General features: G+C 55.5%; 14 protein-coding genes and 1 pseudogene. 9 read left to right on the top strand and 6 right to left on the bottom strand.

Going from position 1 to position 13,361, the window contains the following annotated elements; all coding sequences use genetic code 11:
- The 6 genes from EZI54_RS22255 to EZI54_RS22230 form a co-directional block, all read left to right on the top strand.
- The coding region (locus tag EZI54_RS22255) for a hypothetical protein (RefSeq protein ID WP_207389316.1) at positions 1–341 on the top strand (341 nt) is incomplete at its 5' end.
- Positions 338–730, top strand: coding sequence for a hypothetical protein (locus EZI54_RS22250; RefSeq protein WP_131484077.1), 393 nt, complete (start codon positions 338–340; stop codon positions 728–730). The genes EZI54_RS22255 and EZI54_RS22250, both read left to right, overlap by 4 nt.
- A gap of 590 nt (positions 731–1,320) precedes the next feature.
- Positions 1,321–2,355, top strand: a complete 1,035-nt coding sequence (locus tag EZI54_RS22245; RefSeq protein WP_131484076.1) for a fatty acid desaturase family protein — start codon at positions 1,321–1,323, stop codon at positions 2,353–2,355.
- A 128-nt stretch (positions 2,356–2,483) separates the two neighbouring features.
- Positions 2,484–3,098 carry a tyrosine-type recombinase/integrase gene (locus EZI54_RS22240; RefSeq protein ID WP_131484075.1) on the top strand — a complete coding sequence of 205 codons (615 nt, stop codon included), beginning with the start codon at positions 2,484–2,486 and terminating at the stop codon, positions 3,096–3,098.
- A gap of 457 nt (positions 3,099–3,555) precedes the next feature.
- Positions 3,556–3,765 carry a CsbD family protein gene (locus EZI54_RS22235; protein WP_131484074.1) on the top strand — a complete coding sequence of 70 codons (210 nt, stop codon included), beginning with the start codon at positions 3,556–3,558 and terminating at the stop codon, positions 3,763–3,765.
- Positions 3,766–4,209: 444 nt separating this feature from the next.
- Positions 4,210–4,542, top strand: a complete 333-nt coding sequence (locus EZI54_RS22230; RefSeq protein WP_131484073.1) for a BON domain-containing protein — start codon at positions 4,210–4,212, stop codon at positions 4,540–4,542.
- 126 nt (positions 4,543–4,668) lie between these two features.
- Here the strand turns inward: EZI54_RS22230 and EZI54_RS25175 are convergent.
- The 5 genes and pseudogenes from EZI54_RS25175 to EZI54_RS22210 form a co-directional block, all read right to left on the bottom strand.
- Positions 4,669–4,985: pseudogene (locus tag EZI54_RS25175) on the bottom strand (integrase core domain-containing protein); the annotation flags it as partial.
- Positions 4,986–5,189: 204 nt separating this feature from the next.
- On the bottom strand, positions 5,190–6,155 hold the full coding sequence (locus EZI54_RS22225) for a zinc-binding metallopeptidase family protein (RefSeq protein WP_131484072.1): 966 nt from the start codon (positions 6,153–6,155) through the stop codon (positions 5,190–5,192).
- 99 nt (positions 6,156–6,254) lie between these two features.
- Positions 6,255–7,298: a diguanylate cyclase domain-containing protein gene (locus EZI54_RS22220; RefSeq protein ID WP_165495843.1), complete on the bottom strand. Its 1,044-nt coding sequence runs from the start codon at positions 7,296–7,298 to the stop codon at positions 6,255–6,257.
- A 133-nt stretch (positions 7,299–7,431) separates the two neighbouring features.
- Entirely contained in the window at positions 7,432–8,148 is a 717-nt protein-coding gene (locus EZI54_RS22215; RefSeq protein WP_131484070.1) for a Crp/Fnr family transcriptional regulator, read from the bottom strand.
- 148 nt (positions 8,149–8,296) lie between these two features.
- The gene (locus EZI54_RS22210; RefSeq protein WP_131484069.1) at positions 8,297–9,028 is read right to left on the bottom strand and encodes a Crp/Fnr family transcriptional regulator; all 732 of its coding nucleotides are present in this window, start codon (positions 9,026–9,028) and stop codon (positions 8,297–8,299) included.
- Between the two features lie 289 nt (positions 9,029–9,317).
- On the opposite strand from EZI54_RS22210, the gene EZI54_RS22205 reads away from it, so the two are divergent.
- Both EZI54_RS22205 and EZI54_RS22200 read left to right on the top strand, forming a co-directional pair.
- Entirely contained in the window at positions 9,318–9,719 is a 402-nt protein-coding gene (locus EZI54_RS22205) for a DUF4398 domain-containing protein (protein ID WP_131484068.1), read from the top strand.
- Positions 9,716–10,558, top strand: coding sequence for an OmpA family protein (locus tag EZI54_RS22200; protein ID WP_207389315.1), 843 nt, complete (start codon positions 9,716–9,718; stop codon positions 10,556–10,558). Before EZI54_RS22205 ends, EZI54_RS22200 begins: the two co-directional genes overlap by 4 nt.
- 91 nt (positions 10,559–10,649) lie before the next feature.
- Here EZI54_RS22200 and ptsP read toward each other — a convergent pair whose 3' ends face one another.
- The gene (ptsP, locus tag EZI54_RS22195) at positions 10,650–12,341 is read right to left on the bottom strand and encodes a phosphoenolpyruvate--protein phosphotransferase (RefSeq protein WP_131484067.1); all 1,692 of its coding nucleotides are present in this window, start codon (positions 12,339–12,341) and stop codon (positions 10,650–10,652) included.
- 327 nt (positions 12,342–12,668) lie between these two features.
- On the opposite strand from ptsP, the gene EZI54_RS22190 reads away from it, so the two are divergent.
- Positions 12,669–12,917: a type II toxin-antitoxin system Phd/YefM family antitoxin gene (locus EZI54_RS22190; protein WP_131484066.1), complete on the top strand. Its 249-nt coding sequence runs from the start codon at positions 12,669–12,671 to the stop codon at positions 12,915–12,917.
- The last annotated feature ends 444 nt before the right edge of the window (positions 12,918–13,361 follow it).

Below are 13,361 nucleotides of genomic sequence, written 5' to 3'. Positions count from 1 at the left end.
AAAGAGCGTGCAGGGTAGACTTTGACATGGCGTATCATTCCTCTGTTGGTTGTGATCTGGCGAGATCAACCAACAGGATACGCCACCTCTTCAACTTGCCTCCATACACCAGAAATCACCATAGCTCCGTGAAGAAAATCACCCGCGGCGAAGAATTGCTGGCGATATTCGACGATGAAAGCATCGAAGATGGCGCGTTGATCGTGGCTCGGCCTAAAGGTGATGGGCCGGAGTCTGCAACTCACAGAGCACTTCAAAATGGGGGATACACCGAAAAAAATACCAGTGAGCTAAAGCTTGACCTCAAAAGCATCATGGCTCTCACCGGAGAAAAGAAATGACGAGCAGAATGACGCCAGGCGAAATCAAAAAGATCACAGAGGTGGTTAATCAGCTTCAAGAGCCGTCCTGGAAAAGTTTAATTGCTGAGCTTAAGGATCGTGGCATCTTTTATTCTCGCCAAAGCCTCTCAGCAAAGACTGAGATTAAAATGGCTCTTCGGCTCAGAAAAGAAGCGCTCAAAAAGGTTGCGGCCTCTGCGGGTATGCCTTCGGTTTCGAAAGCAGAATCGGTGAGTCGGATAGTGAAGCTCACAGAAGAGATTGAAATTTTGAAGCAACAGAATTCTCAACTCTACGAACTTCTTCTTACATGGCAATACAACGCAGAGATGAGGGGCGTTACAGAGGATCAACTAAATCAGCCACTGCCGCATATCAAACGAGCTTAGCTCTCCTCACCCCTAGTTAGAACGCAGTTACAGAGACCTCGCTGGAAAGGGCGGCAATGTTGCTAAGCGACATTGCCGGACTGAACCAGCCGCAGGAGCCCGTCAGGGCGGCCGCAGGCATCGGTCAAGGTACTACCACTGGGGTTCTACTCCGTTACTGCGGACACTTCCAAAAAGAGACGCAGCAAGTCGGCTCTTAAACAAAAGTCGACATTCGCGCTTCTCAACTTTGGGCCGGTATTCGACCCATTTGCGGGTTGGTGAACTGACCTGCCCTTAGTCCGTTCCGACCTGCCTCTTGACTGGAGTCCGGCTGGGCACCCTACCGAAGGGTTTTACGACCTGCCCCATTCTGATGTGCATTTTTAACTGATCGGAACGGACGAGCAGGAGACGATCACCTTCCACGACGAGGGGCGCTATTATTCCGCCAAGCACTAGAGCTTGCCCACTCGACTGGCACCTTGATATCTCAGGAGCAGGGGGAGCCCATCTCATTCGTTACGTGCTTCTATTTTCATATGTAAATGATCCGGGAACTGGAAATTCCCTGCCTCAAGATTTAATTTTAAGGTAGGGAGGGGCGCGCAATGCGTCAGAACGATATCCAGAAAATGAGTAGCAGCTTGCCCGAACACAGTGCTGATATCCGGGTAGGCCGGGAGCTGCTTCAAGCCACCAAACCTTACGTTGAAGCGTCTTATGTTCAAAGTTGGTGGCAAGTCGGCCCGACTTTCGGATTAATGATCGCGGCCCTGATAGCCGCCGGAGCGCTTCCGTGGTGGCCGCTTCAGCTTGTGTGTTCCCTGCTAGGCGCACTCTTGATGGTACGGGCCTTTATCACCTTCCATGATTACCTTCACGGGGCCATTCTCAAAGACTCGCGTGCTGCTTACTGGCTTTTTCATACCTATGGCGTTTTTGTTCTCGCTCCAACTCGCTCCTGGAGTGCTAGCCACAATTATCATCATGGCCATGTGGGGCAGATCTCCGGCGCCAGTGTGGGAGCGTTTCCGCTTTTGACCACCCGGATCTGGCGGGCTTCAACACGGTGGCAGCGATTAGCCTATCGTGTTCAGCGTCACCCCTTGGTGGTGGTGCTGAGTTATCCGATCGTTTTCGGCCTCAACATCACACTCATACCGCTAATTCGGTCCCCGGCCCAACACCTTGACTCCCTCGTTGCGCTGATCACTCACTTCGGGCTGATTGGACTGCTTTGGTGGCTGGGAGGCTTCAACCTGGCATTTTTTGTCATCCTGCTGCCTATGCTTGTTGCCTCCGCTTTAGGGTGCTACCTGTTTTTTGCCCAGCACAGTTTCCGGCGTATGCAGATTGCTTCGCCCGAAGCCTGGACCTATTACCGGGGGGCCATGGAGTCTTCAAGTTTCATGCGGATGAATCGGGTCATGCAGTGGTTTACCGGGAACATTGGTTTTCACCATATTCACCATCTCAACGTCCGAATTCCTTTTTATCGCCTTCCCGAGGTGATGGCGGCGATTCCGGAGCTACAATCGCCGTTGACCACGACCCTGGCCCCGAGGGATATAGCAGACTGCTTTCGTTATGCCCTATGGGACGAAGACAAGCAGCGCATGGTTTCTTACCGGGAGGCTCGCTGAACCCGCCAGCGTGAGGATGCACAGCATCCCTGGCAGAGCGAAAAGCTTGTCCGGGATCAAATAGTTGAGGGGTTGACAATCTTCTGAACCATACTTAAGGGCCCTTACGCTCCAAAGAGGGCCGCGTCATGACGTTTCCTATCAGCAAATCTCCCTGGAACAAGGGAAAGCTCGTTGGCCAGAAGCTACCGCTTAAGCTCGAACAAATATGGGCTATCCGCATCCGGTTAGAGATTGCAGAGAACATCCGCGAGCTTGCGATGTTCAACATGGCGATTGATTGCAAACTCCGATCTTGCGACATGATAAAGCTCTTGGTTCGAGATATTTCGAGAAACGGAGAAGTTTTGGATCGGGCACAAGTCGTTCAGCAGAAAACCAGCCAGCCTGTTCAGTTCGAGATAACCAAAAAGACTCGCGAATCGGTCGAAGCTTGGATCAAATTTCGCGGACTATCAGGTATGGATTATTTATGGCCGAGCCGGATGAGAAAGTTTAACCACATCACTACTCATCAATATGCCCGTATCGTCAAGAAGTGGATAACCAGCATCGGACTTGATTCTTCCGTCTATGCCACTCACTCAATGAGGCGTAGCAAAGCGACATTGATCTACAAGAAGACCAAAAATCTCAGAGCTGTCCAGTTGCTACTTGGGCACACAAATATGTCCAGTACCGTGCGATACCTTGGTGTCGAGGTGGAGGATGCTCTGGAGATCGCGGAGAGTATTGAGATTTGATGGGGTAAAGTTGCCCTCAACCATGGATCGCTGGGGATCGAAGCGGCTCTCGGAGTCAGTCTATGAGCAATTTCGGGCTCTGCCAGCCCCCTCTAATGTCTAAACAAAAGCGGACTTTCGCGACGAACTAAATTTTCTGCTGTGAACGCTTTTTTCACGCCCGCAATAGACTGCCCTCAATGAAAACGAATTTATTTGGAGTGATCTTACCTGGGCCGATCCTTAGAACTGGTGACCGTTGAAGAACACATAGAAATGATTTGCTCTGCCAACCAAATCTGAAATCTCACATTGCTAAACTACTTTGGAAAGTGAGGACGTTGCGCCGCGTTTCTTGCGGCGGTTGATGCAACTCCCTCTTCAATAGACGATGTTGAAGCGGCGGCGAACCATTCGTTTTGGCGCGGGCCTTCGTTCGATGAACCCATCATCTGGCCAAAGGGCCGAAGGCGCTGAAATGAACAAGGACATCATTGAAGGCAACTGGAAAGAACTGAAGGGCAAGGTGAGAGAGCAGTGGGGCAAGCTGACGGATGACCGCCTTGACGAGATTGCTGGCAGGCGCGAACAACTGGCCGGCAAGATTCAGCAAGCTTATGGCATCACAAGAGACGAAGCTGACAAGAAAATCAAAGACTTCGAAAAAAATCTCCAAACGCTGATATGACCCGTAGTGCCTTGACTGAGCTGCCTGCTAGCGTTTTCGCAGGCATTGTTTGGCCTATCAACGTCTTTACATCGAGGGCGCAGAATCGGGCGACAGAAAAACGAAACGCTTCGGTATTTTTATGCGCTCTGTGGGCCAGCGTACAGACCAGACAACGCCTCTCATTCTAATCTAAACCCCGATGTGGCAATGGACCAGCCAATACAAGGTAGTTGCATCATCCGCCGCAGGGAACGCGGCGCAACCAGATTTACGATCTCTCAGTCGTTATCGTTCTGGCCATTCTTTCCTTTCTTGGCTTTCGCTGAGGCGAGGCGGAATGTGGGCTGAGCAGGCCACAACCGGAGATTTTCAACTGTTGTGTGCTATCGCACTGACCGCTCCTTTGGACCACGCCAAATTGAAAGAAGACGTTTACAGCTCCAACAACATAGGACATTGAATATGACAACTTACCGATTCCGATTCGCACATTTTTTGTCCGCGCTGATGCTTGGGCTGGCGCTAGTTTCGACTGCGGCCTGTACCTCAACGTCAACCCGTCAAAGCACTGGCGAGTACCTTGACGACAGTGCCATCACCGCAAAGGTAAAAAGCGCTATTTTCGGCGACCCCGAACTGAAGGTATTCCAAATCAGCGTCAAGACCTACAACGGCACCGTGCAACTGAGCGGCTTTGTTGACTCAGAGTCGATGGTCGACCGCGCCACGGAAGTGGCGCAAGAGGTCTCGGGCACGCAAGCCGTCAAAAACGATTTGCAGGTGAAGAAACAATAAGTACGTCGGCGCATGGATATTTAACGCCTCGCCCTGCCCATGTCGACGTTAGGCGCGCGACTTTGCCGATTGACGTGATGTTGCTCCATGGCAAAACCTGTTGGCTCATAGCTGATTGTGTAGTGGTCAACTAATCCCGGACAGTATTTTAAGGTTTTCCTCAGCCGCAACGGGTGAAATACCGCTATTGAATGCATGAGGTTGTTGCCGGTTGTAATAGTCCATCAGATAACCACCAACATCCTTTTTGCCTCGGGGAGGTTCCGATATCCTAGGGCCGGTATCCATTCAGATTTCAGGCTCCGGAACAGCCTCACCATCGGTGCGTTGTCCCAGCAGTTACCACGTCGGCTCATGCTTCGTGTCATTCGATAGCGCCAGAGCCTCTGACGGAACTTACGGCGGGCATACAGATCCAGCACGACAGCCAGATAACTCCACCGCTGGATCCTGATCAGGTCGATCGGATTGAGACCCTTCGTTCTAGCGCTCCTATCGGGGGTAGCCCAAGCCCACGGTAAATACGCACTCCGTATGCAAGAACATTAGGACTTAGCCTCACTGGCCGGTTTTGGTCAGTGGGGCTTTTATCCCTCGGGACAGCACCCCGTATGGGCGAACAGATTCGAACGAGGGTTCGACGCCTCCTAACGCCCCTGGGCGCCCCGGCGCAGCCAGCCGTGGACAAAGGCCAGCTTTTCCCGCGCTCTGCTAGATAGCACGAAGGGATAAAGATCGGAAAGGCCCATGGATCGGTTCACGTGATTCACGGCTACCGTCAGCGACGCAGCCACTTGAATCAGGCGCTCAGCCTCAGGCTCTGCATAGGGGTCCCAGCCGTTTGCCGGGAGCTGGGGTGAGTTTAATCCGGCGGCCCCGAAACTGTCGGTGATGTCCGTCAAGTGCAAAAGGTGGGCGGCGGTTTCAGCCCAGTCTTCATGGGGGTGGGTGGAGGCGTAGCTGGTCAAAAAATGGCTCCTCCAGTCCGGCGGAGGACCACTGTCATAGTGGTGTTGCAGAGCGGCGCGGTAGTCCTCACGCTCGTCACCAAACATGGCGCGAAAAGCCTCCAAAAAGTCCTCACGCAGGCTCAGGCGCCACCATAACATATGGGAGATTTCGTGGCGCATATGGCCAACCATCGTGCGATAAGGTTCTTGCAGGGCCTCCCGCCGCGTGGTTCTAATGACCGGGTCTGCCTCTGCCACGCTGATGGTCACGACACCCTGAGCGTGACCCATGAAAACCGGCGTCAGCCCCTCCGCCAGCATGTGGAAGACCGGACGGCAGCCGGAGTCCTCAGGCCGGAACCAGGACCAGCGCCCCAGATTGTCCAGCACCCAGCGTTTTGCAGCTTCGGTGTGGGCCCAGTTGGGTATGGCGCCGGGAATGTTCGGATCCGGCGCTAGAGCGGTCATAGCACAGGAACGACAAAAAGCCCCCTGTTCCGGTGCGATCCAGTTACAGCCAATCACCTCACGGTTGGCACAGAAAGCCGGCACGGGCACAAAGGCCCTGGCCTGAGGATCATAGGCAACGGGAGTGCCATCTGCAGTGGCCAGGTTATCGAACCAGAGGGCACCGGCACCGACCGGGTTGGTAAAAACACGCATAAGGCACCTTCTAAAAAGTTATCCCCGGCGGTGCCAGATCAACACCGGTTCATCCATTCTTTTGCTTCGAGCAAATGGGGGTTGCAGAGGTAATGCCAGCTAAGTCGGCTCTTGCAGCTGCTGGAAGAACCGGTAGCCGTTGCGCCCATTTTCTTTGGTGGCGTACATGGCCGTATCCGCATTCTCCATCAGGGTAGTGGCGTCCTGCCCGTCCTCCGGATAGACACTGATACCAATGCTCAGTGTGACTTGGACTTTGCGCCTATCGATCTTGCGAGGTTCAGCGAATCGGGCCAACAGTTTTTCCGCCACCTGCAGGGCATCTTCCGGCGCCTCGATTTCACTCAACAGGACAACAAATTCATCACCGCCATGGCGGCTGACGGTATCGGTAGTGCGCAAACAGTTCCCAATCTCCACGGCGATGTCTTTCAGTAGCGCATCACCGGCGCTGTGACCCAGGGAGTCGTTGATCTGTTTGAAATTATCCAGATCAATGAACAGCAGCGCGGTTTGCTTGCCGTGCCTACGCGCCAGGCCAACGGCCTGAGTGAGCCGCTCCATCATCAGCATTCGGTTGGGCAGACCGGTGAGATGATCATGCTGGGCGTCGTGGCTCATCTTCCTCAAAGCGGTCCGGGAGTGACGGGCATCGTGAAAAACAATAACCGCACCGGTCGTTGTGCCGTGACGGTCGTGAATGGGGGTCGCGGAATCCTCGATGGCAACACTGGCACCGTCTCGGCGCATCAGGACACGGCCCAGAGCAAGCCTCACCGGCCGATCCTCGTTGATGGCCCGGCGCGCGGGATTCTGCTCCACTGCCCCGATGGTATCGTCGAAAATGAAGAATACCTGTTCAACCGAACGCCCCTTCGCCTCTTCCCGTGACCAGCCGGTGAGTCCTTCGGCAACATTGTTGAGATAGACAACCACGCCCTCAGGATCGATGACCAGCACCGCCTGGTTAATCGCGTCAAGGGTGGTCAGCGCAATATCGTTGAACGAATCAGCGCCAAATGCCGACAGCGGGAATGCCAGGGTGGGCTGCCCTGCTGCTGGTGCGCTGACTCCGCAATGGGGGCATGCCGGCCCTGTCTCGAAGTATGTGCGGGGGTGGTGAGGCGAAAAGGTTCTGAACATCGTTATCGACCTGGTATGGGAGCTATGAATCAGCCTATACCTGGGATGTGTGGCGCTCTGTTCGGAACCGCACTCAGGCTGCCAAGCGGCCCGGGAACGCGCAACCCCCGAACCCCAGAACCCCCGGAATGCACTAGGCGGATGGAACGGTGAGCAGACGATCCGTTTCCCGTTTGACCACGGCATAGCATTCGCAGCTCATTTGCTCGAGCCTGGGGCGATCCATGACTTCAATGTGTCCGCGCCGGTATTTTATGACACCCAGTTGTTGCAGCTTTCCAGCCGCTTCCGTCACCCCTTCGCGGCGGACACCCAGCATATTGGCGATAAGCTCTTGGGTCATGACCAGGTGGGTCGTGGGTAAACGATCCAGCGAGAGTAAAAGCCAGCGGCACAGTTGCTGATCGATGGAATGATGGCGATTGCAGACGGCCGTCTGTGCCATCTGGGTGATCAACGCCTGCGTGTAGCGCAAGACAAGTGACATGAGGTCACCGTGTCGATGAAATTCGTCAACCAGGCGCTGCCCTGCCAGGCGATAACCACTACCACCGCTCTGGACCACTGCACGGCTCGAGGTGCTCTCACCGCCCATGAACAATGAGATCCCCACCAGGCCTTCATTCCCCACAACTGAGATTTCCGCAGATGCGCCGCTCTCCATCACATAGAGCAAGGAAACGATGCTGTCGGTGGGGAAATACACGTGGCGCATTTTGTCCCCCGCTTCATAGAGCACCTGGCCCAGGGGCATGGGGATTTCCTCAAGATAGGGTAAGAGCCGTTGCCGGACGTCCGCGGGCAGTGCGGCAAGGAGATGGTTCTGTGTGGGGTGCGGTGACGGTGTCATCGTTGGCGCCTCCCGTGGCCAACCATATGATCCAGGTCAGTGTACGCCATTTGTCAGACAGAATGTACGAAGCCGTACATGTTACGAGCCGTTCCTTCATTCAGTCTTCAGGCCTTTTGACGGCGCATGGGCGATAGTCAATGGGCACCTACAGGCGGGGCCACAAACTCGTGAGGTTTCCAATGCTGGCGCCGTAGCATTCGCAGGCTGCTGCCTCAAGCGCGGTGCGGTCGATAATGGTGATCCTGCCATGACTGTAGCGGATGATCCCATCTTCTTGCAGTTTTAGCGCGGCGAGGGTGACCGCACCACGCTGGACACCCAGCGTCTCCGCGAGGATGCGATGGGTCAGGGGCAAGGCGGCCGTTGGCGCCCGGTCATGGGCCAGCAACAGGCCCCGTGCCAACCGCTGCCCCACGTCGTGAAAGCGAATACAGCCGACTGCTTGCAGCAGTTCCTCGAAAACAACCGAAAAATAACGTTGCAGCATACGGCGTAGTGCCGAATGGCGCCTTATAGCCGCCCGAAGCGCCTCGGTTTCCATTCGCAATGCGAGGCAGGGTGTCTGGACGATGCCTTGCTGGAACGAGCGATTGACGTCCAGGATCAGGTTCACGCCAAGCATTCCCTCGCTTCCGATACCCTGCGTTTCGAAAGGCCGGTGGCCTGCCAGTGTGGTCATCAGTGTAATGTTACCGACGATAGGAAAATAAACGTGCTCGAAGGGTTCGTCGGCGACACACAGCACAGTGCCGGCGGGCAACTCAACGTATTCACAGTGCGCCAGCACGGCCGTGCGGGGGCCGGACGCCAAGCTGTCGATCAAGCGATTCCCATTCTGCGGCCCATCGAAGGCCTCACTTTTTCCTATTGCGGCCATGGTGCTCTCCCGCGACAGATACCCAGTAAGCCATACACCAGCGAGGGCACAGCCTGAATGATTCAACTGTGGCCGAGCAGCCGCGGAGTTTCTGTACGTTACACCACCGACCTCGCCATATCCGGGATTCCCTATCCCCCCAGCAGCCAGGGAGCATGCAGCCTGCTGCGTCGATCGCCCAGCTCTTTCTGCAGCAAATAAACAGGGATGGGTGCGGTAGCATACAGAACGCGGCCCCGAGGAGCCCTACAGTGAAGATTACACGTAGGGCTTCCGGAGGAGCACTGACATGAATCACTCAAACCAAAAAAGTATTGCCAACCGCCTGCGCGGTGGCCTGGGGCTGGCGGTCGCCACCGTACTGATTAGCGCTTGTGCGTCGGCGCCTCTGCCCCCCACCAGTGCGCTGAAAGAAGCGCGGGATGCCATCGCCACTGCAGAACAGGCCGGCGCCAGGCAGCATGCGGGCGCCGAACTGGATGAAGCGCAACAGAAGCTGTTGAAGGCGGAACGCTCTGTCAGTAAAGAGCAGATGCAAGACGCAGAGCGCCTCGCCCGGGAGTCGGCCATAGTGGCCGAGCTTGCCACAGCGCGAACCGAATCCGCGAAGGCGATGGCTATCAATCGGGAAATGGGTCGCAGCGCCGATGCCCTGACCGAGGAAATGGGGCGCCAAGGAGAAGAGCAATGAACCTTTCCATGAATCAAAATGTCAAGCGTGGTGGTATGTTGGTCGCGCTGTTGTGCTCATCGCTGGTCGTCGCGTCCTGTGCCACCGGACCGACAGCCCCCATGGGTGCCGAAAACGTGCGCGGCAAACTGACCACCCTGCAGGAAGATCCCAATCTGGCCGATCGGGCCCGCATGGAACTCAGGGATGCGGAAGTCGCAGTGCGCCTTGCGGAGCAGCCGTTGCCCGATGATGACGCAGCTTTGGGTCAGCATCGGGTCTACATGGCTGATCGGGCAGTCGCGATTGCCGAGGCCAAAGCGACCACGCGATATGCCGAGGATCAGCGCACAAGGTTTGGCGAGGAGCGCGCTGCGGCCCGGCTGAATGCACGGACCCTCGAAGTCAGCAAGGCCCGGGAGGATGCGGCCGAAGCGGCCGCCCTTGCCATGCAGCAGGAAGCGGAGTACCAGAGCCAAATTGCGGCACTCCAGGCAGAAGTAACCGACCGTGGCGTGGTTCTGACACTGGGAGATGTGCTGTTTGCCACCGGAAGCGCGAAACTTCAGGGTGGCGCCAGCAGCAATCTCAACAGACTGGTGGATTTCCTCAACCAGTATCCGGATCGCAACGCTCAGATCGAAGGGCATACCGACAACGTCGGATCCGCTGACTACAACCAGCGCCTCTCGCAAGATCGCGCCGATTCTGTTCGGCATTATCTGACGCAACAGGGGATCGCCTCGCAGCGGCTCTCCACATCGGGGCTCGGCATGGATCGGCCGGTCGCAAACAACGACACCCCCACCGGGCGTCAGCAGAACCGTCGGGTAGAGATCATCATCGAGAATCCATCGTAACCGAGGTCGACCAAGCGGATTTGCTGGCAATAGTTTCCCGCCCCCCTTACAGCCTGCCTGTCTGGGGGCTTTACCTGTTCTCTGCAAACCGTCATGACCTCTGTGGTTTCGTTACCGCCGAAACCAAACAATTGCTGTGACGGATGGCCTCCTTCACTGCGGGGATCAGCGGCCCCGCGACGCTGAGGGTCCGTATGCCGCACTGGAGGACCCGGGCCACTTGCTCAGGTCGACCCGCCAGTTCACCACACAGCGATAGCGGTATCTCGGGCACATCATCATGAGTGAGCTGCATGAGCCTGAAGATGACTTCGTCGGCGTCGTTGAAATAGGGCTCTACGGCGGCGTTTTCACGATCGGCAGCAAACGCATACTGGGTGAGGTCATTGGTGCCGAAACTTAGGAAATCCACATCACCGGCGAACTGCCGTGCCGACAGTGCGGCCGCCGGGGTTTCGATCATGGCGCCCAGCTGCGGTGGGGTTGTGATGTTCAGCTCGCCACAAAGCGCCAGCAGGTGTTTTTTGACCACCATCACATCCTCAGCCAGGGTCACCATGGGAATCAGAAGCCGCACATCATATTCCTGGCTCAACGCCAGGATAGCCCTGAGCTGCGTTTTCAGTAGTTCCGGGTACTCTTTCAAAATACGCACGCCGCGGCACCCCAGCGCCGGATTGGATTCGCTGGCAAATTCAATAAAAGGTAGGGGTTTGTCGGCCCCCACATCCAGCAACCGCACTACGACGGAGTAGCCTTTGGCCGCCGCGAGCGTTTGCCGCATATCCGCCAACAACGCCTCGGCACTGGGGGGCTCCAGGCGACCGAGGTAGGCCTGTTCCAGCCGATAAAGGCCGACACCCTCTGCCCCGTTGCGCATTGCGTTCTCGGTGTCTTGGCAGAATCCGACATTGGCCAGCACGGCAATGGATACACCATCGCGGGTGATCGCCGGCTCCATGGCGTGGGCCTGCGCCCGTCCGAGGCTTTTGGCAAGTGTCCTGACCTTTTTCTCAAACTGGTCAATCTGGCGGCACGTAGGGCGCAGGGTAACTATGCCGGTACTGCCGTCAACCAGGGCAAGCGCCCCCTCTCGATGGATGTCTGATAGTCCGGATAGGCGCGAAATACAGGGCAATGCCATTTCCCGGGCAAACAGGGCAAAATGCGAGCCGAAACTGCCGTATTCAAGCAGCACGGCCGCCACTGAACGGTCAGCCAGGAATATCGTATCGGAAGGTAGTAGCCGTGACGTGGCCAGCACGCAGCCCGAAGGGATCTCCTCCAGGGGGTTGGCTGTGATGCCCACCAGAGCATTGTATAGACGCACTGAAACGTCCCGGAGATCGTCACTTTTGTCCCGGGCTATTTGTGACTCCATCAGGAGAAAACGCTTTTCCCAACGACGAAACACATGCCGAACGGCGGTGCTGGCATCCACGAGGTTCTCAGTAATTTCCCGGCGCAGTTCTTCCCTGAGGGCAGGATCATTGAGAATCAGTCGGTGAGCCCCGAAAACCTCTGCCAGACTGGAATCGACTTCCTCCGCAACTCTTAGTACCAGAGCCGCCAAATCATCCGACACTCTGGTCGTCGCAGCATTCAGGCGGGAGAACTCCTTCTCCACGTCATTCAGGGAAATCGCTTCAGGCGGGATATCAGGGAGATCTAAAAAGCTGTGATGGACATGGACAATTCCCTGAACCATGCCCGGAGAGATCGTCTTGCCCTTGAGGATTTCAGTTTCCGAACCGAGCTCGGAATCCGGATGAGTTTCAAACATAAGTCCTCCCCATGATCGCGGCTCGAGTGAGTAACCGTCCGGGGGGGCTTGAGCGACTCAAATGTCGCTGACCATGGGCCAGTCTACCACAACGGTGGGCGCTGAAACCCGCTGCGTGGACCTCCATCACGAAATTACCAAGTAAGGCATCGGATAAAGATCCTGCACTCCACTGTCGCCTTCTCACCGTTCAGGACAGATGTTGTCAGCCATTCCGAATGTCCGCTTTGCGACCTATGCTACCCACGGATGTTGGCTAAACTAAACCGATCACCGGGGTGCTGGAGTCATCGACATGTTAAAGGGTCTTTATGTTGAGGCGTTTACATGACCAATCAAACCTTCTCTAAGGTTGCAGTAAGCATCTCAGAGCTTAAAAAAAATCCTATGGCGGCAGTGGCTTCTGGGAAGGGATTTCCAGTCGCTGTTTTGAACCGGAATAACCCTGTTTTTTACTGCGTTCCTGCTGCAGTTTACGAAGCCTTGCTCGACATATTGGATGATCGGGAGTTGATTGCCGTTGTTAGCGAGCGCAGTGCAGAACCAAGCATTCGAGTTGGTCTGAATGAGTTTTGAGTGTTCGCTTGCTTTCAAGCCGTCAGCCCTGAAGGTATGGAAGAAACATGCACCTGTGCTTTCCCAGATAGGTATGACAGATCCGAGCCTCAATTGAAGGCCATTTTCATAAGCCCTGGTCCGGTGAATCAAATGTCTGCTTTGCGACCCTCGGAGCCGTTTCTAAATCTCGAAAAAAGCTAACTCAGGTACCGACCGCACCACCTAAAAATTACAACGAAAGCACTTTTCTTCCTCATCAGCCGGATTTTTCCAACTCTGTGTGGACCTAATACCCGGTCAGGGTCAGTAATTTGTAAACACCCCTGTTTCAGTTGTGTAGTGGTCAACTAATCCCGGACAGTATTTTAAGGTTTTCCTCAGCTGCAACGGGCGGAATGCCATCGTTGAATGTGTGAGGTCGCTGCCGGTTGTAATAGTCCATCAGATAGCCACCAACATCTT

It is taken from the genome of Marinobacter halodurans (genome assembly GCF_004327985.1).
In the GTDB taxonomy this organism is placed as follows: Bacteria; Pseudomonadota; Gammaproteobacteria; order Pseudomonadales; family Oleiphilaceae; genus Marinobacter_A; species Marinobacter_A halodurans.
This window is presented reverse-complemented; position numbering and strand designations above follow the sequence as displayed.

Coding starts and splice junctions, on each gene's coding strand:
- EZI54_RS22250 (WP_131484077.1), top strand. CDS start 338: ATGACGAGCAGAATGACGCCAGGCGAAATCAAAAAGATCACAGAGGTG.
- EZI54_RS22245 (WP_131484076.1), top strand. CDS start 1,321: ATGCGTCAGAACGATATCCAGAAAATGAGTAGCAGCTTGCCCGAACAC.
- EZI54_RS22240 (WP_131484075.1), top strand. CDS start 2,484: ATGACGTTTCCTATCAGCAAATCTCCCTGGAACAAGGGAAAGCTCGTT.
- EZI54_RS22235 (WP_131484074.1), top strand. CDS start 3,556: ATGAACAAGGACATCATTGAAGGCAACTGGAAAGAACTGAAGGGCAAG.
- EZI54_RS22230 (WP_131484073.1), top strand. CDS start 4,210: ATGACAACTTACCGATTCCGATTCGCACATTTTTTGTCCGCGCTGATG.
- EZI54_RS22225 (WP_131484072.1), bottom strand. CDS start 6,155: ATGCGTGTTTTTACCAACCCGGTCGGTGCCGGTGCCCTCTGGTTCGAT.
- EZI54_RS22220 (WP_165495843.1), bottom strand. CDS start 7,298: ATGTTCAGAACCTTTTCGCCTCACCACCCCCGCACATACTTCGAGACA.
- EZI54_RS22215 (WP_131484070.1), bottom strand. CDS start 8,148: ATGACACCGTCACCGCACCCCACACAGAACCATCTCCTTGCCGCACTG.
- EZI54_RS22210 (WP_131484069.1), bottom strand. CDS start 9,028: ATGGCCGCAATAGGAAAAAGTGAGGCCTTCGATGGGCCGCAGAATGGG.
- EZI54_RS22205 (WP_131484068.1), top strand. CDS start 9,318: ATGAATCACTCAAACCAAAAAAGTATTGCCAACCGCCTGCGCGGTGGC.
- EZI54_RS22200 (WP_207389315.1), top strand. CDS start 9,716: ATGAACCTTTCCATGAATCAAAATGTCAAGCGTGGTGGTATGTTGGTC.
- ptsP (WP_131484067.1), bottom strand. CDS start 12,341: ATGTTTGAAACTCATCCGGATTCCGAGCTCGGTTCGGAAACTGAAATC.
- EZI54_RS22190 (WP_131484066.1), top strand. CDS start 12,669: ATGACCAATCAAACCTTCTCTAAGGTTGCAGTAAGCATCTCAGAGCTT.